Source organism: Neobacillus sp. PVCKKU3, from assembly GCF_058323225.1.
On the sequence record NZ_JBLVQN010000035.1, the window covers coordinates 1 to 19152 of the forward strand.

General features: G+C 43.2%; 22 protein-coding genes and 1 other annotated feature. Of the genes, 21 read left to right on the forward strand and 1 reads right to left on the reverse strand.

Features of this window, described 5'->3' with window-relative positions; genetic code table 11:
* The first annotated feature begins 207 nt into the window (after positions 1-207).
* From ACNQGS_RS20815 to nusG, 19 genes are all read left to right on the forward strand, one after another.
* Positions 208-669, forward strand: coding sequence for a CtsR family transcriptional regulator (locus ACNQGS_RS20815; RefSeq protein WP_213148297.1), 462 nt, complete (start codon positions 208-210; stop codon positions 667-669).
* A gap of 20 nt (positions 670-689) precedes the next feature.
* A complete protein-coding gene (gene mcsA / locus ACNQGS_RS20820; RefSeq protein ID WP_491489039.1) occupies positions 690-1238 on the forward strand; it encodes a protein-arginine kinase activator protein McsA in 549 nt (182 codons plus the stop codon).
* Between the two features lie 2 nt (positions 1239-1240).
* On the forward strand, positions 1241-2323 hold the full coding sequence (gene mcsB / locus ACNQGS_RS20825; protein WP_491489040.1) for a protein-arginine kinase McsB: 1083 nt from the start codon (positions 1241-1243) through the stop codon (positions 2321-2323).
* Positions 2324-2327: 4 nt separating this feature from the next.
* Positions 2328-4769: an ATP-dependent protease ATP-binding subunit ClpC gene (clpC, locus tag ACNQGS_RS20830; RefSeq protein ID WP_423800318.1), complete on the forward strand. Its 2442-nt coding sequence runs from the start codon at positions 2328-2330 to the stop codon at positions 4767-4769.
* 108 nt (positions 4770-4877) lie between these two features.
* Complete coding sequence (gene radA / locus ACNQGS_RS20835; RefSeq protein WP_213148293.1) at positions 4878-6260, forward strand: DNA repair protein RadA; 1383 nt, start codon at positions 4878-4880, stop codon at positions 6258-6260.
* Positions 6261-6263: 3 nt separating this feature from the next.
* A complete protein-coding gene (gene disA, locus ACNQGS_RS20840; protein ID WP_491489041.1) occupies positions 6264-7337 on the forward strand; it encodes a DNA integrity scanning diadenylate cyclase DisA in 1074 nt (357 codons plus the stop codon).
* A gap of 194 nt (positions 7338-7531) precedes the next feature.
* The gene (locus ACNQGS_RS20845) at positions 7532-8620 is read left to right on the forward strand and encodes a PIN/TRAM domain-containing protein (RefSeq protein WP_213148291.1); all 1089 of its coding nucleotides are present in this window, start codon (positions 7532-7534) and stop codon (positions 8618-8620) included.
* A gap of 18 nt (positions 8621-8638) precedes the next feature.
* Complete coding sequence (ispD, locus tag ACNQGS_RS20850) at positions 8639-9337, forward strand: 2-C-methyl-D-erythritol 4-phosphate cytidylyltransferase (RefSeq protein WP_491489042.1); 699 nt, start codon at positions 8639-8641, stop codon at positions 9335-9337.
* A 118-nt stretch (positions 9338-9455) separates the two neighbouring features.
* Positions 9456-9938: a 2-C-methyl-D-erythritol 2,4-cyclodiphosphate synthase gene (ispF, locus tag ACNQGS_RS20855; RefSeq protein WP_491489043.1), complete on the forward strand. Its 483-nt coding sequence runs from the start codon at positions 9456-9458 to the stop codon at positions 9936-9938.
* 73 nt (positions 9939-10011) lie between these two features.
* Positions 10012-11472, forward strand: coding sequence for a glutamate--tRNA ligase (gene gltX / locus ACNQGS_RS20860; RefSeq protein ID WP_491489044.1), 1461 nt, complete (start codon positions 10012-10014; stop codon positions 11470-11472).
* 43 nt (positions 11473-11515) lie between these two features.
* Positions 11516-11777: a binding site (T-box leader), on the forward strand.
* 61 nt (positions 11778-11838) lie between these two features.
* A complete protein-coding gene (cysE, locus tag ACNQGS_RS20865; RefSeq protein ID WP_491489045.1) occupies positions 11839-12507 on the forward strand; it encodes a serine O-acetyltransferase in 669 nt (222 codons plus the stop codon).
* Positions 12488-13885 (forward strand): cysteine--tRNA ligase, encoded by a 1398-nt coding sequence (cysS, locus tag ACNQGS_RS20870; RefSeq protein WP_491489046.1) that lies wholly within the window; start codon positions 12488-12490, stop codon positions 13883-13885. Before cysE ends, cysS begins: the two co-directional genes overlap by 20 nt.
* Positions 13886-13890: 5 nt before the next feature.
* Positions 13891-14316 (forward strand): Mini-ribonuclease 3, encoded by a 426-nt coding sequence (locus ACNQGS_RS20875; protein WP_464492250.1) that lies wholly within the window; start codon positions 13891-13893, stop codon positions 14314-14316.
* Positions 14313-15062, forward strand: coding sequence for a 23S rRNA (guanosine(2251)-2'-O)-methyltransferase RlmB (rlmB, locus tag ACNQGS_RS20880; protein WP_491489047.1), 750 nt, complete (start codon positions 14313-14315; stop codon positions 15060-15062). The genes ACNQGS_RS20875 and rlmB overlap by 4 nt, the downstream gene beginning before the upstream one ends.
* 3 nt (positions 15063-15065) lie before the next feature.
* Entirely contained in the window at positions 15066-15575 is a 510-nt protein-coding gene (locus ACNQGS_RS20885) for an NYN domain-containing protein (protein WP_213148284.1), read from the forward strand.
* A 71-nt stretch (positions 15576-15646) separates the two neighbouring features.
* Positions 15647-16297 (forward strand): RNA polymerase sporulation sigma factor SigH, encoded by a 651-nt coding sequence (sigH, locus tag ACNQGS_RS20890; RefSeq protein WP_213121098.1) that lies wholly within the window; start codon positions 15647-15649, stop codon positions 16295-16297.
* 113 nt (positions 16298-16410) lie between these two features.
* Positions 16411-16557, forward strand: a complete 147-nt coding sequence (rpmG, locus tag ACNQGS_RS20895; RefSeq protein ID WP_491489048.1) for a 50S ribosomal protein L33 — start codon at positions 16411-16413, stop codon at positions 16555-16557.
* Positions 16558-16605: 48 nt separating this feature from the next.
* Positions 16606-16788 carry a preprotein translocase subunit SecE gene (gene secE / locus ACNQGS_RS20900; RefSeq protein WP_213121096.1) on the forward strand — a complete coding sequence of 61 codons (183 nt, stop codon included), beginning with the start codon at positions 16606-16608 and terminating at the stop codon, positions 16786-16788.
* Positions 16789-16923: 135 nt separating this feature from the next.
* Positions 16924-17457, forward strand: a complete 534-nt coding sequence (nusG, locus tag ACNQGS_RS20905; RefSeq protein ID WP_213148282.1) for a transcription termination/antitermination protein NusG — start codon at positions 16924-16926, stop codon at positions 17455-17457.
* Here nusG and ACNQGS_RS20910 read toward each other — a convergent pair.
* Positions 17454-17738: a hypothetical protein gene (locus ACNQGS_RS20910; RefSeq protein WP_491489049.1), complete on the reverse strand. Its 285-nt coding sequence runs from the start codon at positions 17736-17738 to the stop codon at positions 17454-17456. The genes nusG and ACNQGS_RS20910 overlap by 4 nt on opposite strands.
* Before the next feature lie 133 nt (positions 17739-17871).
* Here ACNQGS_RS20910 and rplK point away from each other — a divergent pair, with 133 nt between their 5' ends.
* Both rplK and rplA read left to right on the forward strand, forming a co-directional pair.
* Entirely contained in the window at positions 17872-18297 is a 426-nt protein-coding gene (gene rplK / locus ACNQGS_RS20915; RefSeq protein ID WP_042453928.1) for a 50S ribosomal protein L11, read from the forward strand.
* Between the two features lie 116 nt (positions 18298-18413).
* Positions 18414-19112, forward strand: a complete 699-nt coding sequence (gene rplA, locus ACNQGS_RS20920; RefSeq protein ID WP_491489050.1) for a 50S ribosomal protein L1 — start codon at positions 18414-18416, stop codon at positions 19110-19112.
* The last annotated feature ends 40 nt before the right edge of the window (positions 19113-19152 follow it).

Consider the following 19152-nt stretch of genomic DNA (forward strand, 5'->3'; position numbering starts at 1 on the left):
GTGTTGTAAAGTGCGAGTGATGCACAAGAACCGTCCCCATGCATCACAATCCTTCAAATTTAGTAGTTTTTTCCCATCAATCATAGGTTTCGCAACCGCGAGATTTGGAGAAAATCATATAATAGGGAATCGTTGCATCTGGAATTAAAATTGAGTATAATTAATGTCAAATATAGTCAAGGTCAGATGGTGCAAGGGGGTGGGAAGATGAGAAACATCTCCGATATTATCGAGAAATATCTGAAGCAGGTTTTGGATATGAGTGAAGAAGATATTGTGGAAATCAAACGCAGCGAGGTTGCTGATAAATTTCAATGTGTTCCTTCACAAATTAACTATGTCATTAACACCCGATTCACGATTGAACGGGGGTATGTCGTGGAAAGCAAACGGGGCGGGGGCGGATATATCCGGATTATTAAGGTGCAGTCTCATGATTCGGCCCAATTGATTGACCATTTGCTGTCACTTATCCATAGCCGTTGCAGTCAAGCAAGTGCTGAGGATGTGATTGGCCGGCTTATTCAGGAAGAGATTATTACAAAGAGAGAGGCTAAAATCATGTTAAGCGTAATTGATCGGTCTGTTTTGTATATTGAACTTCCATATCGGGATGAATTAAGAGCAAGAATGTTAAAGGCAATGTTAACATCTTTGAAATATAAATAATATAGCCAGAGGGTGAAAGTATGATTTGCCAAGAATGTAATCAAAGGCCTGCGGCACTCCATTTTACAAAAATTATTAATGGTGAAAAGACGGAAGTGCACCTTTGTGAAAAGTGTGCTCAGGAAAAGGGCGATATGTTTATTTTTAATGGTGAATCAGGGTTTTCTTTTAATAATTTATTAGCAGGTTTATTAAATTTCGACCCGGCATTTCAACAGCCAACCGAGAGCCCGTTTCAACAGGCAGAAATCCTGCAATGCCACCATTGTTCCATGACATTTCCACAGTTTTTGAAAGTAGGACGCTTCGGCTGTTCGCACTGCTACGAGACCTTTAAAGAACAATTAAAACCTGTTCTAAGGCGGCTTCATGGCGGAAATTGGACCCATAACGGGAAAATCCCAAAAAGAGTTGGCGGGGCCATTTATCTCCGCAAGCAAATTGATGAACTGAAAAACTCGTTAAGAGAATCTATTATTCATGAAGAATTTGAAAAAGCCGCAACCATCCGCGATGAAATCCGTCAGCTGGAGAAAAAATTAGCGGCTGGTCATGAGGGAGGGGAATAACGGTGTCGCTCGAACGTTTTTTAAATCAAGCGGTCAGCTCCTGGATGAGTGAGGAAGGGCCTGAATCCGATATTGTCCTCAGCTCGAGAATTCGCTTGGCGCGAAACTTGGAAGCATATAAATTCCCAACTCTTTTTTCACATGAGGAAGCCAAACAGGTTATTAATGAGCTGGAGGGCATTTTGCAAACTTCCAGCCTTCGAAACTTTGGGCATTTGGAATTGCTGAAAATAGATGAGATGCAGCCGCTGCAAAAGAGGGTCTTGGTTGAAAAACATCTAATCAGCCCGCAATTGGCAGAGGATTCACCATATGGTGCCGTTTTATTATCCGAAAATGAAGAAGTTAGTATAATGATTAATGAAGAGGACCATATACGGATTCAATGCCTATTTCCTGGGCTGCAGCTAAAAGAAGCATTAGATGCTGCCAATGAAATTGACGATTGGCTTGAAGCTCATCTCCAGTATGCTTTTGATGAAAAATACGGCTATTTAACAAGCTGTCCAACAAATGTCGGCACTGGCCTTCGGGCATCCGTCATGATGCATTTGCCGGGTTTAATTTTAACACAGCAGATTAACCGGATTATTCCAGCCATCAATCAATTAGGGTTTGTGGTTCGGGGAATTTACGGTGAAGGAAGTGAAGCACTCGGCAATATTTTTCAAATTTCCAATCAAATAACCCTTGGAAAATCTGAAGAAGACATGTGCCGCGATTTAATGGGGGTTGTCAGCCAGTTAATTTCACAAGAAAGGTCGGCACGTGAAGCATTACGCAAAACTTCGAACATACAATTAGAAGACAGGGTGTTCAGGTCCCTAGGGATCCTAACCAACAGCCGGATTATTGAAACGAAGGAAGCTGCAAAGTGTTTATCGGATGTTCGTCTTGGAATAGATATGGGATATATAAATTATGTATCAAAGAACATCTTAAATGAATTGATGATTTTAACGCAGCCTGGTTTTCTTCAGCAATATGCTGGAGGACCATTAAGACCGCATGAAAGAGACATAAGGCGGGCGGCATTAATTCGGGAACGTTTTATAATGGAATCTAAAAATATTGGTGAGGAGTGATAGTATGATGTTCGGCCGTTTTACTGAAAGAGCACAAAAGGTTCTAGCTTTAGCACAGGAAGAAGCAATTCGTCTTGGGCATAACAACATTGGAACTGAGCATATTTTATTGGGATTAATCCGCGAGGGTGAAGGGATTGCAGCTAAAGCTCTTTATGGACTTGGATTAGGCTCAGATAAGATTCAAAAAGAAGTGGAAAATTTAATTGGCAAAGGGCAGGAAGCCTCACAGATTATTCACTACACTCCGAGAGCCAAAAAGGTAATTGAACTTTCAATGGATGAAGCACGCAAACTAGGACATTCCTATGTCGGGACAGAGCATATTCTGCTTGGACTGATCCGTGAGGGAGAAGGGGTGGCAGCCCGAGTCCTTAATAACCTTGGGGTAAGCTTGAATAAAGCGCGCCAGCAGGTATTGCAATTATTAGGCAGCAATGAGAGCGGAGGGCAGCATGGCGGAGCATCTGCCAGTGCCAATACGCCTACACTTGACAGCCTGGCAAGAGATTTAACAGCCATCGCAAGGGAAGGCAGCCTTGACCCAGTGATTGGCCGCAGCAAGGAAATTCAGCGTGTAATCGAGGTGCTGAGCCGCCGGACTAAAAACAACCCGGTATTGATTGGCGAGCCTGGGGTTGGTAAAACAGCTATCGCGGAAGGCCTTGCCCAGCAGATTGTCAATAATGAGGTGCCAGAGATCCTTCGCGATAAGCGTGTCATGACACTTGATATGGGAACCGTAGTTGCGGGAACCAAGTATCGCGGCGAATTCGAAGACCGTCTGAAAAAAGTAATGGATGAAATCCGCCAAGCCGGAAATATCATCCTGTTCATTGATGAATTGCACACATTAATCGGTGCTGGCGGGGCGGAAGGTGCCATTGATGCTTCCAATATTTTAAAACCATCGCTTGCCCGTGGCGAGCTACAATGTATCGGGGCGACAACCCTTGATGAATACCGCAAATATATCGAAAAGGATGCTGCCTTAGAGCGCCGCTTCCAGCCGATTCGGGTGGATGAGCCGACTGCGGAAGAATCCGTTCAAATTTTAGAAGGGCTGCGTGACCGCTATGAAGCCCACCATCGTGTCTCCATTACCGATGAGGCGATTGAAGCAGCGGTAAAGCTTTCCGACCGTTATATCTCAGACCGTTTCCTGCCTGATAAAGCGATTGATTTAATCGACGAAGCAGGGTCTAAGGTTCGTCTCCGTTCCTATACCACTCCTCCAAACTTAAAAGAGCTGGAAGTGAAGCTCGAGGAAGTGCGGAAGGAAAAGGATGCAGCCGTGCAAAGCCAGGAATTCGAAAAGGCGGCATCATTAAGGGATTCAGAGCAGCGCCTGCGTGAGCAGCTTGAAGAAACGAAGAAAAGCTGGAAGGAAAAGCAGGGCAAAGAAAATAATCAAGTAACAGTTGAGGATATTGCCAGCGTTGTATCGAGCTGGACTGGAATTCCTGTTTCTAAACTTGCAGAAACAGAAACAGCAAGACTGCTTAACTTAGAAGAAATTTTGCATTCTCGCGTGATTGGTCAAGAAGAGGCAGTTTTGGCTGTATCCAAAGCGGTCCGCCGTGCGAGAGCAGGATTAAAAGATCCAAAGCGGCCGATTGGCTCCTTTATCTTCCTAGGACCAACCGGGGTCGGGAAAACAGAATTAGCCCGTGCCCTTGCTGAAGCAATGTTTGGTGATGAGGATGCGATGATCCGGATCGATATGTCGGAATATATGGAGAAGCATTCGACATCCCGCCTTGTCGGTTCCCCTCCAGGCTATGTAGGATATGAGGAGGGCGGACAATTAACCGAGAAAGTCCGCAGAAAGCCATATTCAGTTGTCCTTTTGGATGAAATTGAAAAGGCGCACCCAGATGTGTTTAATATCCTGCTCCAGGTATTAGAAGATGGCCGCTTAACCGACTCGAAGGGAAGAACAGTCGATTTCCGCAATACAGTTCTGATTATGACATCTAACGTCGGTGCGGAAGCCCTGAAGCGGAATAAGTATGTCGGCTTTAATATCCAGGATTCTGCCCAGGACTACAAAGACATGAAGGGCAAAGTCATGGAAGAGCTGAAGAAAGCATTCCGTCCTGAATTCCTGAACCGGATTGATGAAATAATCGTCTTCCATGCACTTGAGAAAAAGCATTTGGAGGAAATTGTTACATTACTATCTGATCAGTTAATTAAGCGATTAAAGGAACAAAAAATAGAAATCGAACTAACACCGGCGGCAAAAGGGAAAATTTCCGAAGAAGGCTATGACCCTGAATATGGGGCAAGACCGCTTAAACGGGCCATTCAAAAACATATTGAAGACCGCCTGTCGGAAGAGCTGCTAAAAGGAAATTTATTGACCGGCCAGCTTGCTGTTATTGACGTCGAGAATGGTGAATTTGTTGTCAGATCAGCTGAGCAAACGAGCTTGGCAAAATAATTATGTAAGATGAAACCAATCAAGGGAGGTACACGTAAATAATGTAAAATCGTGTACCTCTTTTTCCATGTAAGGGACGTCTTTTTCGCACAGAGAGGAAGAGCAAGAATGGTAAAGCGAAAAACAAAATTCATGTGTCAGGACTGCGGATATGAGTCACCAAAATGGATGGGAAAATGCCCAGGGTGCGGCGGCTGGAATCGAATGGTCGAAGAAGTAGAGGTTACCGGGGCGCAAAGACGGGGAGCGTTTGCCCATTCTCAGGGAGGTTCAGGCATTCTTTCAAAACCGGTTCCGATTACTTCGATTGAAACGGTCAGCGAGCCGAGAATCCATACTGACTTAAAGGAATTAAACCGTGTTCTTGGCGGCGGAGTTGTTAAGGGGTCATTGGTGTTAATTGGCGGCGACCCGGGCATCGGAAAATCAACGCTCCTTCTGCAAGTATCTTCACAGCTAGCAAAAAAGGACCATCAAGTATTGTACATATCCGGTGAGGAATCCTTACGGCAAACCAAACTTCGGGCGGAACGGTTAAACATCGCCTCGCCAAATTTAATGGTATATGCGGAGACAAACCTTGAGGAAATTAACAGGACCATTGAAAGCACAAATCCAAGCTTTGTCATTATCGATTCCATCCAAACGGTTTACCACCCGGAGGTTACCTCAGCACCAGGTAGTGTTTCTCAGGTTCGCGAATGTACGGCTGAATTAATGAGAATTGGCAAAACGAAAGGGATTGCCATCTTTATTGTCGGGCATGTTACAAAAGAAGGGTCGATTGCCGGTCCTAGGCTGCTCGAGCATATGGTGGATACGGTCCTTTATTTTGAGGGAGAAAGACACCATACCTATCGAATTTTACGTGCTGTAAAAAACCGCTTTGGATCCACAAATGAAATGGGAATTTTTGAAATGAAGGAATTTGGCCTTGAAGAGGTCGAAAATCCATCGGAAATATTTTTGGAGGAGCGCTCTAGAGGTGCGGCAGGATCGACTGTTGTCGCTTCGATGGAAGGGACCCGGCCTGTTCTTGTGGAAATCCAAGCACTTATTTCGCCCACCAGCTTTGGGAACCCGAGAAGGATGGCAACAGGGATTGACCACAACCGGGTACCGCTCTTAATGGCTGTTCTAGAGAAGCGGGTCGGAATGCTCCTCGCCAATCAAGATGCCTATTTAAAGGTAGCCGGCGGAGTGAAATTGGATGAACCGGCCATTGATTTGGCGATTGCCGTAAGCATTGCTTCAAGTTTTAGGGACAAACCAACACGGCCGACAGATTGTATTATTGGGGAGGTCGGCTTAACGGGAGAAGTCAGACGGGTTTCAAGAATCGAGCAGCGCGTTCAGGAGGCTGCCAAAATGGGATTTGAGCGGGTTATCCTGCCGGCTAATAATCTTAGTGGCTGGAATGGGCCAATAGGTGTCGAACTCATCGGTGTTTCGTCGGTCAGCGAGGCGCTGAAGGCGGCTTTGGGAGGGTAGCGGATGGACAATAAAAGATCAGGGGAACTATCCATTCATGATGTAGTACAGTTAATTGCACCGGGTACCCCTATTCGAGAAGGACTTGATAATGTTTTACGGGCCAATACCGGAGGCTTGATTGTGATTGGCTATAACGAAAAAGTAAAAGCGATAGTCGACGGGGGATTTGAAATTAATTGTTCCTTTTCACCAAGCTTTTTATATGAATTGGCGAAAATGGACGGGGCAATCATCTTAAATGAAACTGGAAATAAAATTTTGATTGCTAACGCCCAGCTTGCCCCAGATACTGATATTGCCTCTACGGAAACGGGTATGCGGCACAGAACAGCCGAACGGGTCGCCAAGCAGACAAAAGCGCTTGTGATTGCAATTTCCCAAAGAAGAAATGTTATTACTTTGTATCAGGGGAATTTTCGTTATGCCCTCAAGGACATAGCTGTCATTTTAACAAAGGCGAATCAGGCCATTCAAACACTGGAAAAGTATAAATCCGTCCTGGAGCAAAGCATTACCAATTTAAGTATTTTAGAATTTGAGGATTCTGTTACTTATAATGATTTTCTACTTGTCCTCCACCGCTTCGAAATGGTCTTAAAGATTAAAAATGAACTGTTGGGGTTCCTGTATGAACTGGGGACTGAAGGCAGGCTGATTCGGCTGCAGATGAATGAAATATTGACAGAACTGGAAGAAGAAATGATGCTGATTATGAAGGACTATGCGTTTGATAGAGAGGTAAAACCAAACGAAGTCCTGCAGCGGATGCAGACTATGACGGCGAGCGGGACCATAGACGACATGGTTTTGTTAAGGCTATTGGGGTACCTCGGCTATGTTCACCTTGATGAATACCGAAATCCGTGCGGATACCGGATTCTTAATAAAATCCCCAGGCTTCCTGGTGTCATCATCGAAAATCTTATCAATAACTTTGGAAATCTGACAAATATTCTGACTGCAACAGTTGAAGAACTTGATGACGTGGAGGGAATAGGGGAAATACGTGCGAATAAAATCAAAGAGGGCTTCAAATTAATTAAGGAGCGATTATATACGGATCGCCATCTATAAAACTATTGAAAAAATCTAAAAGGCTATGTTAAAATAAATGTTTTTCATTTATTTGACACTCCCATTTTTCGATGCTACCCTAGATTTTAACGTAACAAATTTGTTTCAAAATCAACACAATTTGGAAAAATATTCTTACTTGCAACGTTTCAATTTCCCTATTGTGTTTATAATGAAAAAGAGGAGGTGAAGGAATGTTAAAACGAATTGTGCAGGCGTGCTTTCTCATTACTGGGGGAACGCTTGGAATTTTGTTTTTGCCGCAATTACTTGTTCTACTTCATCTAAATGATAGCCAACTTATCAATAATTCCTATGTCACTGCTATTTTAGGTGCTATTATTTTTTATCTTATAACCTTTTGGGCAGTAGATTACGTTATTAATTTTATTAAATGGGCGGAAGATTCATTAGTAAAGATTCCTGTTACAGATGTTTTATTTGGAAGTATTGGCCTAATATTTGGCTTGTTGGTTGCCTTCTTGATTGGCTTTGCCCTAAATGCCGTACAAGTACCAATCTTAAATGAAGTGGCCCCGATTCTATTGACCTTGTTATTTGGGTATTTAGGATTCCAGGTGGGATTTAAAAAACGCGATGAACTTCTCGGTTTGTTTGGCCGAGGCAGCGGCAAGAAAAAGACCGCTGAAGAGGAAACAGATAAGGCGGAATTTAAATCTTTAAAAATATTGGATACAAGCGTCATTATTGATGGACGCGTAGCTGATATTTGCCAAACGGGATTCTTGGATGGGACGATTGTTATTCCCCAATTTGTGCTTGAGGAATTGCAGCATATTGCAGACTCTTCTGACGTGTTGAAACGCAATCGCGGCAGAAGAGGATTGGATATCTTAAATAGAATCCAAAAGGAGCTGGCAGTTAAAGTAGAGATTTACGAGGGAGATTTTGAAGAAATTCAGGAAGTCGACTCGAAGCTCGTTAAGCTGGCGAAAATAACGAACGGTATTCTTGTGACGAATGATTTTAACTTAAATAAGGTTTGTGAATTCCAAAATGTCTCCGTTTTGAATATCAATGATCTGGCAAATGCTGTGAAGCCAGTCGTTCTTCCAGGTGAGGAATTAACTGTTCAAGTAATCAAGGATGGTAAGGAATATCATCAAGGTGTTGCCTATTTGGATGACGGGACGATGATTGTTGTGGAAGAAGGAAGAGAATATATCGGCAAACGAATTGATGTCCTCGTAACGAGCGTCCTGCAGACATCTGCAGGCAGAATGATTTTTGCCAAACCGAAGCTTTTAGAAAAAGCATTATAAAAAAGGATTGTGTTATATATGACTTACAAAGTCATTCTCCCTGCCGCCGGTTCCGGAAAGCGAATGGGAGCGGGGAAAAACAAGCTTTTGCTTGAACTTGAAGGTGTGCCAATCCTCATTCATACACTTAAAGTTTTTGCGGATGATGAGGATTGCGAGGCCATTATTTTAGCGGTAAACCCAAAGGATGAAAAGGAATTCACGGATTTAATCAATAAACATCATATCAAAAAGTCCGTCAGTATGGTTCCGGGCGGTTCTGAACGCCAGCACAGCATTTATAATGCGTTAAAAACCATCAAGACCGATGGGATCATTCTTGTTCATGATGCCGCCAGACCGTTTATCAAAAAAGAGCATATCCTCCGTTTAACGGGAGTAACAGAGGAGAAAGGTGCTGCCATTATTGGCGTGCCTGCAAAAGATACGATGAAAAAAGTCATGGGCGGTACTGTAACAGAGACTGTGGAACGTTCGAGCTTGTGGGCAGTGCATACCCCGCAGGCTTTTCGCATTTCCCTCCTCCATCAGGCATATGAAAAAGCAGAAAGAGACAGCTTTCTCGGCACTGATGATGCCAGTTTGGTAGAAAGATTGGGACATCCAGTGGCGATGGTGGAAGGCGATTATGATAATATCAAAATTACAACACCAGAGGATTTATTTTTTGCAGAAGCGATTTTAAAAAAGAGAAATATAAAAGCGGAAGCGACTTGACCAGGGGCGACAGGCAGAAAACGAGCCGTCAAGAAGGTTGCTCTTTAACCTTCTTGACGGATTTGCTTCTGACCCCGAGCCCCTAGGCGCTGGAGCTGGATAAAAAGGAGTTTGAATTATGTTTCGAATTGGCCAGGGCTTTGATGTTCATCAATTAATCGAGGGACGCCCTCTGATTATTGGTGGTATCACGATTCCATATGAAAAAGGGCTGTTGGGGCATTCCGATGCCGACGTATTATTACATACCGTTTCCGATGCCTGTTTAGGGGCAATTGGCGAAGGCGATATCGGAAGGCATTTTCCTGATACCGACCCAAACTTTAAGGACGCTGATTCGGCTAAGCTGATGGAGCGTGTCTGGGGAATCGTGAAAGAAAAGGGATATGAGCTTGTTAATGCTGATTGTACAATCATTGCCCAAAAACCAAAGATGGCTCCCTATATTGGCGAGATGCAGGCGCGGATTGCCGAGCTTCTCGAGGCATCTCCGGAGCAGGTTAATGTGAAAGCAACCACAACTGAAAAGCTCGGGTTTCCTGGCAGAGGCGAAGGGATTGCGGCCCAGGCAGTTGTTTTGTTAAAAAAGGTTGGGGTTTAGACTTTATTGAGGTTCTGCCAAGTGATAAAATATATCGGTATGAGAACCAAATGGAAAAAGTGGAGGCATTATGATGTCAAATGAGATTAGAGTAAGGTACGCTCCAAGTCCAACCGGACATTTACATATCGGGAATGCCCGTACGGCACTATTTAATTATTTGTTTGCCCGCAATAAAGGCGGAAAGTTTATTATCCGGATTGAGGATACTGATAAGAAACGTAATATTGAAGGCGGCGAGCAAAGCCAATTAAAATATTTAAAATGGCTTGGAATGGACTGGGATGAAAGTGTTGATGTCGGTGGTGAATATGGTCCGTACCGCCAATCGGAAAGAAACGATATTTATGAAACCTACTATAAGCAGCTTTTAGAGAATGGAAAGGCTTATAAATGCTACTGTACAGAAGAAGAATTGGAGAAAGAACGGGAAGAGCAAATTGCCCGTGGTGAAACCGCACATTACTCCGGCAAGTGCCGGCACTTAACTCCGGAAGACCGCACCCGTTTGGAGGCAGAAGGCCGCAAGCCAAGCATTCGTATTCTTGTACCGGAAGGAAAAACGTATACCTTTGATGACATGGTTAAAGGAACTGTATCCTTTGAATCAGATACGATTGGCGGAGACTGGGTAATGGTTAAGAAGGATGGCACGCCAACCTATAACTTTGCGGTTGCTATCGATGACCGTCTCATGGAAATCTCGCATGTTCTGCGCGGCGATGACCATATCTCCAATACGCCAAAGCAACTGGTGGTCTACGAAGCATTAGGCTGGGAGCCGCCAATTTTCGGACATATGACGCTAATTGTGAATGAAAGCCGTAAGAAATTGAGCAAGCGGGACGAGTCCATCATTCAATTTATCGAGCAATACGAGGAATTAGGTTATCTGCCAGAAGCATTATTTAACTTTATTGCTTTGCTCGGCTGGTCTCCTGCAGGGGAAGAGGAGATTTTCGCGCAAGAAGAATTTATTCAAATCTTTGATGCAGAGCGACTGTCCAAATCACCGGCATTATTTGATAAACAAAAGCTTGCTTGGATGAACAATCAATATATGAAAAAAGTAGAGCTAGAGCGGGTAGTGGAACTTTCCCTGCCGCATTTAATCAAGGCTGGCCGTGTCAGCGAGAACCTGTCAGAGGAAGAACAACAATGGGTCCGCACTTTGGTTTCTCTCCTTCAGGAAAAAATGAGCTTTGGCGCGGAAATCGTCGAGCTTTCGGATATGTTCTTTAAGGACGAGGCAGACTATGAAGAAGAAGCGAAGGAAGTACTGGGTGGAGAACAAGTTCCAGAGGTGTTAAAGGCTTTCTCACAGGAGCTTGATCAGCTTGAAAGCTTCCAGGCAGAAGGCATCCAGGCCGCGATGAAGGCTGTCCAAAAATCAACAGGGCAAAAGGGGAAAAACCTGTTTATGCCGATTCGGGCCGCTGTGACGGGGCAAACCCATGGACCAGACCTGCCAAAATCGATTGAACTTTTAGGCCGCGAGAAAGTTCAAAATAGAATTAAGCAAATTATTAGTTAACATTCAAGAAAAAATGTAATATAGTATAAGTATTATAAAACGAGCTAAAGCTTTGATGAGGAAAAGTAGAAAAATGATGCTTGAAAGAGAGAACCATCACCGGCTGAAAGTGGTTTAAGCCGCTCATTTTTTGAAAATGCACCTCGGAGCCCCACTTCGAAACAGATTGCCTCTGGAGTAGATTTGGGCGGAACCTTTCCGTTAACAGGTAGAGTGAGGCCATATTAATGTACACACAGTTTCTGTGTCTGTATTCATTATGACCTAATCAGAGTGGAACCACGTTAAAATCAAGCGTCTCTGTCTTTACGACAGAGGCGTTTTTTATTTTATAAAAAGGGGTATAAAACAAAGGGGGGAGTATCAATGTTCAAAACATTGAAGGAGGATATTGATGTAATATTTGACCAGGATCCGGCAGCAAGAAGCTATTTGGAAGTAATTCTAACTTATTCAGGTCTTCATGCCATTTGGGCGCACCGCTTGGCGCATGGGTTCTATAAGAGAAAATTGTTTTTCATTGCTCGAGTTATTTCACAAGTAAGCCGCTTCTTCACAGGAATTGAAATTCATCCGGGGGCAAAAATAGGCAGAAGATTTTTTATCGACCATGGAATGGGCGTTGTTGTGGGGGAAACCTGTGAAATTGGCGATAATGTTACGATTTATCAAGGGGTCACACTAGGCGGTACAGGGAAAGAAAAAGGAAAGCGTCATCCGACTATTAAGGATAATGTACTCATCTCTACTGGTGCCAAGGTTTTAGGCTCGATAACCATCGGCGAAAATTCCAAAATCGGCGGCGGATCGGTAGTTTTAAAGGAAGTTCCGCCGAACTCCACGGTCGTAGGAATTCCAGGAAGAGTCGTCATGAAAGACGGCATTCGAGTTGGGAAAGATTTAAACCATTCCGACTTGCCAGACCCGGTTGCGGATCGCTTTAAAGATTTGCAACTGGAACTGGATCAAATGAAAAAGGAACTGGCAGAATTAAAAGAGGAAAGGACAAAAGTTAATGACCATTCAACTGTATAATACACTTACCCGCAAGAAAGAGACCTTTGTACCCCTTGAAGAAGGCAAGGTCAAAATGTATGTTTGCGGGCCAACTGTCTATAATTATATCCATATCGGAAATGCGCGCCCGGCAATTGTATTTGATACGGTACGCCGTTATTTAGAATACCGCGGTTACGACGTCAAATATGTATCCAACTTTACGGATGTCGATGATAAATTGATCCGCGCTGCCAATCAGCTCGGAGAAGATGTACCAACGATTGCGAATCGGTTTATTGAGGCCTATTTTGAAGATGTTTTGGCACTAGGCTGCAAAAAGGCAGATGTCCATCCGCGTGTCATGGAAAACATGGACATTATTATCGACTTTATCAGCCAATTAATCGAGAAGGGCTACGCCTATGAGTCTGAGGGGGATGTTTATTACCGGACGCGCCACTTTGAGGAGTACGGCAAGCTTTCCCACCAGCCAATTGATGAACTGCAGGCTGGAGCTAGAATTGAAGTAGGCGAGAAAAAAGAAGATAACCTGGACTTTGCTTTATGGAAAGCAGCCAAGGAAGGGGAAATTTTCTGGGAGAGCCCGTGGGGTCCGGGAAGACCAGGCTGGCATATCGAATGCTCGGCGATGGCGAAAAAATATCTTGGTGAGACCATTGATATCCATGCTGGCGGACAGGATTTAACCTTCCCGCACCATGAAAACGAAATTGCCCAATCCGAGGCGTTAAGCGGAAAAACTTTTTCCCGCTATTGGATGCATAATGGCTATATTAATATTGATAATGAAAAAATGTCAAAGTCACTTGGCAACTTTGTGCTGGTCCATGACATTATTAAGCAGATAAACCCGCAGGTGTTACGATTCTTTATGCTGTCCGTTCACTACCGCAATCCAATCAATTACAGTCAGGAGTTATTGGAGAGCACAACGGCAGCCCTTGAACGGTTAACCACCTCTTACCAAAATTTAAAACACCGCCGTGAGAACAGCGCAAACTTGACGGAAAATAATCAAGAATGGCTTGATAAAATCAGCAGACACCGCGATGAATTTATCGAAGCGATGGACGATGATTTTAATACAGCCAAGGCCATTTCAGTTTTATTTGAGTTATCGAAACTAGCTAATTATTACCTCATGGAAAAAAATACTGCGGTAGAGGTTATTGATGCGTTTACAGCGCAATTCGAAGAGCTGTTTGCTGTTCTTGGCCTGACTTTTGAACAAGAAGAATTACTGGATGAAGAAATTGATGCCCTAATTGAACAGCGAATTCAGGCCAGAAAGGACCGTAACTTCCAATTGGCTGACCAAATTCGTGACCAGTTAAAGGAAATGAATATCATTTTAGAGGATACCCCACAAGGTACAAGGTGGAAAAGAGGCTAATTTAAATGCTTGATTACGATAAAACAGTCGATGCCAGCCAATTGAATAGTCTCGCACTTGCTTACATGGGTGACGCTGTCTATGAAACATATGTAAGGCGTCACCTCTTGTTTAGCGGGCGGGTCCGGCCCCATCAACTGCACAGAGAAGGGACGAGGTATGTTTCTGCAAAAGCGCAATGCCAGATTCTTTTTCAAATGATGGATGAAGGGCTATTGCTAGAGGAGGAGATGGCGGTTGTTATGCGCGGCAGAAATGCGAAATCAGGAACTGTCCCGAAAAATACCGATGTTCAAACTTACCGATACAGCACAGCCTTTGAAGCGTTAATCGGCTATTTATATTTAATGGGAAGGAAGGACCGCCTAGAAGAACTCGTCCGCCAGTCGTTTTTCTATGTGGAAAATAAGAAAGGAGGAACGTCAACATGAATCAGGAACAGGAATACATCGTGGGTAAAAATCCGGTGATTGAGGCGCTAAAATCAAAACGGGATATCAATAAAATTTTAATTGCAGAAGGGTCACAACGCGGGCAAATGCAGCAGATTACCCAATTGGCCAAAGAAGGAAATGTCCTCGTGCAATTAGTCCCAAAGAAAAAAATCGACCAGATTACTGACCAGAACCATCAAGGTGTCCTTGCCTATGTCGCAGCCTATCAGTATGCCGAATTGGATGATTTGTTTGCGGCGGCGGAAAAGAACAACGAGCCTCCTTTCTTTTTACTGCTGGATGAGATTGAGGATCCTCATAACCTCGGCTCGATCATAAGAACTGCAGATGCAGTCGGAGCGCACGGGATCATCATTCCAAAGCGAAGGGCAGTTGGCTTAACGGCAACGGTCGCCAAAGCTTCGACAGGAGCCATTGAATATATACCGGTTGTCCGGGTAACAAACATGGCGCGTACGATAGATGATCTGAAGGAACGGGGAGTCTGGATTGCCGGGACAGATGCGTTGGGGGAACAGGATTACCGGCAAATGGACGGAACTCTTCCGCTTGGCCTTGTGATTGGCAGTGAAGGAAAAGGAATGGGGCGGTTAATCCGTGATAAGTGTGATTTTCTCATTCATCTGCCAATGGCGGGTCATGTTACATCCTTAAATGCTTCTGTTGCGGCGGCACTGCTGATGTATGAGGTATACCGGAAACGGCACACCTTAGAGGGATAGTATATGGATATCCTGCTAGTCGATGGCTATAACATTATCGGGGCGTGGCCGGAGCTTAAAGCATTAAAAGACCGGGACCTTCCGGCAGCAAGGGACCGATTGGTGGAAAAGATGGCCGAATATCAGGCCTTTTCCGGCTTTCGGGTAATCGTAGTCTTTGATGCTCATTATGTAAAAGGAACGGAAAAAAAGTATGAAAATCACAAGGTTGAAGTCATTTTTACGAAGGAAAATGAATCAGCCGATGAACGGATTGAAAAAATGGCGATCAGCTTAAGTAATCGAAGAACACAAGTTCACGTGGCCACTTCTGATTTTACAGAGCAATGGCAAATTTTTGGACAGGGTGCTTTAAGAAAATCAGCCCGTGAATTAGAAATAGAAATGTCCTCCATTGAAAAAGGAATTGAGAAAAAGGTAAAAAAAATTCAAGAGAAAAAACCTTTCTACAAAATACCGATTAGCGAAGAAATGGCAGAAATTTTTGAAAAATGGCGCCGAGGACAGAAGTGAGCTATCGACTTCAAAAATTTTCTAATGTATAATAATACTATCTATGCTTGTTCGGTGGAGGGGATCTTAAGTTGAGTGCGGACTTCGGGACAAATGTTAACGAGCAGTTTTTCGTAATGGAAGACGAGGAAATTGTCGATTTGGTTCACCAAGGCGACAGCGAAGCTTTGGATTTTTTAATCCATAAGTATCGAAATTTTGTACGTGCGAAAGCAAGATCCTATTTTTTAATTGGCGCGGATAAGGAAGATATTGTTCAAGAAGGAATGATTGGTCTGTATAAGGCGATCCGCGATTTTAGAGAGGACAAGCTGACCTCCTTCAAAGCATTCGCTGAATTGTGCATCACAAGGCAAATCATCACAGCCATCAAAACGGCAACGAGGCAGAAACATATTCCGTTAAATTCCTATGTTTCATTGGACAAGCCTATTTACGATGAAGAATCAGACCGGACGTTGATGGATGTATTATCAGGTGCAAAGGTTCTCGACCCGGAAGAGCTAATCATTAACCAGGAAGAGTTTGACCACATAGAAGTAAAAATGACGGAATTGTTAAGTGATTTAGAACGAAAGGTATTGGCCCTGTACTTGGATGGGCAATCGTACCAGGAAATTTCTGAAGAACTTAACCGTCATGTGAAATCGATTGATAATGCCTTGCAGCGTGTAAAAAGAAAGCTAGAGCGGTACCTGGAGTTTCGCGAGTTTTCCCTGTAAGTTTTGTATGCGCTCACAGATTTATGTCAGTTCACTGAATCTCCTGCCGAATGTTATTGACAATAAATAGGGGTCATGATACATTTTTAGGGATATAAAGAGGGTGCCTAAGGATGAGTAAAAAGAGAGTTCTTGCCTGCACAATCTGCGGTTCTAGAAATTATTCCACCGCCAGCAAGGATACACAAACAGAGAGATTGGAATTAAATAAATATTGTAAAACCTGTGATGTGCATACTGTTCATCGTGAAACAAAATAAAAGATTAACATTCTAGCATTGCTATTTACGATAGTTGGGGGTTACTAAATGTCTCGCATAAAGAATTTCTTCAGTGACGTAGTTCGTGAAATGAGAAAAGTCAGCTGGCCAAAACGCGGAGAACTGACTCGCTCTACTGTAACTGTTATAACAACTGTTGCCTTTTTTGCCGTTTTCTTTGCGGTTTTAGATTTGGGAATTTCAAAATTGATTCGGTTAATTCTTGAATAATAACTTGTACTTCATGGTATAATGGAAAACACAAGGAATTTTTAGCAAAAAACCCGTCATTAGCGGGTTTTTTAATTTGTTTAAAAAAAAGGTTGAATTTAAATTAGGGAGGGACGGACGCACAAGTCCTCTTAAATGGAAAAGAATTGGTATGTTGTTCATACTTACTCAGGCTATGAGAATAAGGTAAAGGCTAATTTAGAAAAACGTGTGGAATCCATGGGCATGTCAGATAAAATCTTTCGTGTCGTAGTTCCGGAAGAAGAAGAAACAGAAATTAAAAACGGTAAGAAAAAGGTTGTCAAACGTAAGGTGTTCCCTGGATATGTGTTGGTTGAGCTTGTGATGACCGACGATTCTTGGTATGTCGTACGAAATACACCGGGTGTAACTGGGTTCGTTGGTTCTGCTGGATCAGGTTCAAAGCCAACTCCACTGCTTCCGGAAGAAGTGACCGGCTTACTGAAACGTATGGGCGTAGAAGAAAAGCGTATTGACGTTAACTACGAAATCGGCGAAACCGTCAAAGTTAAAGAAGGCCCATTCGCCAACTTCACAGGAGTCGTCGAAGAAATGGACAAGGACAAAGCCAAGCTTAAAGTACTAGTCAACATGTTCGGCCGTGACACCCCAGTAGAACTTGAATTCACACAAATTGATAAGCTTTAATTTTTAAAAAATAATAAAAAGTTGAAGATAAGTTTTTCTACCCTGTTGATTGGAGTGGAGGGCACGAAGACTCCTGCGGGAGTACGGTTCAGGGGAGACCCCGCAGGAGCTTTAGCGACGAGGAGGCTCCCCGAAACGCCCGCGGAAAGCGAAGTGCCCGGAGCTCCAATCAACAGCCCTTTTTTAGAGCAGAAAAAGGCCAAAAGAGACAATTTTAAAGAAAAATTATCTGATATTGTAAAAAAACTTGAAATCAGTTTTAAAAAATGATAATATTTCATAGGTCAGTATGTCTAAGGAAAACTCCTTGGACAAGACTTTTGTCAAGCTCTTTGTATTCATATAAAGACTTCAGATGAGTGGGAGGGTTAATACCCTATTAACCACATCACGGACTTTAAGGAGGTGTGTCTCGTGGCTAAAAAAGTAATTAAAGTTGTTAAATTACAAATCCCTGCTGGTAAAGCAAACCCTGCACCGCCAGTTGGTCCAGCACTAGGTCAAGCCGGTGTTAACATCATGGGATTCTGTAAGGAATTTAACGCTCGTACAGCAGATCAAGCTGGATTGATTATTCCTGTTGAAATCACGGTGTTTGAAGACCGTTCATTTACATTTATTACGAAAACTCCTCCTGCTGCCGTTCTTTTGAAAGTAGCAGCTGGAATTCAGTCTGGTTCAGGCCAGCCTAACCGTAATAAAGTAGCAACAGTAAAGCGTGATAAAGTACGCGAGATTGCGGAACAAAAAATGCCTGACCTAAACGCAGCTAGCGTTGAAGCAGCAATGCGCATGGTTGAAGGTACTGCACGCAGCATGGGTATCGTTATCGAAGACTAATCCATGTTAGTAACTGTTATGTTGTAATGAAGGGGTTGCGCAGTTATAAAAATACTCGCAACCTTTTTCGTGGGAGTTATCAAGACGTTAAAACCACAATTTAGGAGGAAATAAAAATGGCTAAAAAAGGTAAGAAGTACCTAGAAGCTTCTAAGCTTGTAGATCGCTCAAAAGCTTACCCAATTGCAGAAGCAATTGAACTTGCTAAGCAAACAAATATTGCGAAATTCGACGCAACTCTTGAAGTTGCTTTCCGCTTAGGCGTTGACCCTAAGAAAGCTGACCAGCAAATCCGTGGAGCAGTTGTGCTTCCAAACGGAACTGGTAAAACTCAACGCGTATTAGTATTCGCGAAGGGTGAAAAAGTGAAAGAAGCAGAAGCAGCTGGCGCTGATTATGTTGGCGATGCAGAATACATCAACAAAATCCAACAAGGTTGGTTCGAGTTCGATGTAATCGTAGCAACACCTGACATGATGGGTGAAGTTGGTAAATTAGGTCGTACTTTAGGGCCTAAAGGCTTAATGCCAAACCCTAAAACAGGCACAGTTACATTTGATGTAACAAAAGCAATCAATGAAATTAAAGCAGGTAAAGTTGAATACCGTGTTGACAAAGCTGGAAATATCCACGTGCCTATCGGTAAATCTTCTTTCGAAAACGAAAAGCTTGTTGAGAACTTCACTACTGTGTTCGAAACAATGTTAAAAGTAAAGCCATCTGCTGCTAAAGGTACTTACATGAAGAACGTAACTGTTACTTCAACAATGGGACCTGGAATCAAGGTAGATCCTTCTACTGTTGCAGCAAGATAAGGTAACTAATTTTTCCAATTGACAATCGAAATTAGATTTT

Bases quoted from the DNA above. Each gene is read 5' to 3' on its own strand.
- mcsA (WP_491489039.1), top strand. From the start codon at position 690: ATGATTTGCCAAGAATGTAATCAAAGGCCTGCGGCACTCCATTTTACA.
- ACNQGS_RS20845 (WP_213148291.1), top strand. From the start codon at position 7,532: ATGTTAAAACGAATTGTGCAGGCGTGCTTTCTCATTACTGGGGGAACG.
- radA (WP_213148293.1), top strand. From the start codon at position 4,878: ATGGTAAAGCGAAAAACAAAATTCATGTGTCAGGACTGCGGATATGAG.
- cysS (WP_491489046.1), top strand. From the start codon at position 12,488: ATGACCATTCAACTGTATAATACACTTACCCGCAAGAAAGAGACCTTT.
- rlmB (WP_491489047.1), top strand. From the start codon at position 14,313: ATGAATCAGGAACAGGAATACATCGTGGGTAAAAATCCGGTGATTGAG.
- ACNQGS_RS20885 (WP_213148284.1), top strand. From the start codon at position 15,066: ATGGATATCCTGCTAGTCGATGGCTATAACATTATCGGGGCGTGGCCG.
- ACNQGS_RS20815 (WP_213148297.1), top strand. From the start codon at position 208: ATGAGAAACATCTCCGATATTATCGAGAAATATCTGAAGCAGGTTTTG.
- ACNQGS_RS20875 (WP_464492250.1), top strand. From the start codon at position 13,891: ATGCTTGATTACGATAAAACAGTCGATGCCAGCCAATTGAATAGTCTC.
- cysE (WP_491489045.1), top strand. From the start codon at position 11,839: ATGTTCAAAACATTGAAGGAGGATATTGATGTAATATTTGACCAGGAT.
- secE (WP_213121096.1), top strand. From the start codon at position 16,606: ATGTCTCGCATAAAGAATTTCTTCAGTGACGTAGTTCGTGAAATGAGA.
- nusG (WP_213148282.1), top strand. From the start codon at position 16,924: ATGGAAAAGAATTGGTATGTTGTTCATACTTACTCAGGCTATGAGAAT.
- clpC (WP_423800318.1), top strand. From the start codon at position 2,328: ATGATGTTCGGCCGTTTTACTGAAAGAGCACAAAAGGTTCTAGCTTTA.
- gltX (WP_491489044.1), top strand. From the start codon at position 10,012: ATGTCAAATGAGATTAGAGTAAGGTACGCTCCAAGTCCAACCGGACAT.
- rplA (WP_491489050.1), top strand. From the start codon at position 18,414: ATGGCTAAAAAAGGTAAGAAGTACCTAGAAGCTTCTAAGCTTGTAGAT.
- ispF (WP_491489043.1), top strand. From the start codon at position 9,456: ATGTTTCGAATTGGCCAGGGCTTTGATGTTCATCAATTAATCGAGGGA.
- ispD (WP_491489042.1), top strand. From the start codon at position 8,639: ATGACTTACAAAGTCATTCTCCCTGCCGCCGGTTCCGGAAAGCGAATG.
- ACNQGS_RS20910 (WP_491489049.1), bottom strand. From the start codon at position 17,738: ATGAAATATTATCATTTTTTAAAACTGATTTCAAGTTTTTTTACAATA.
- rpmG (WP_491489048.1), top strand. From the start codon at position 16,411: ATGAGTAAAAAGAGAGTTCTTGCCTGCACAATCTGCGGTTCTAGAAAT.
- disA (WP_491489041.1), top strand. From the start codon at position 6,264: ATGGACAATAAAAGATCAGGGGAACTATCCATTCATGATGTAGTACAG.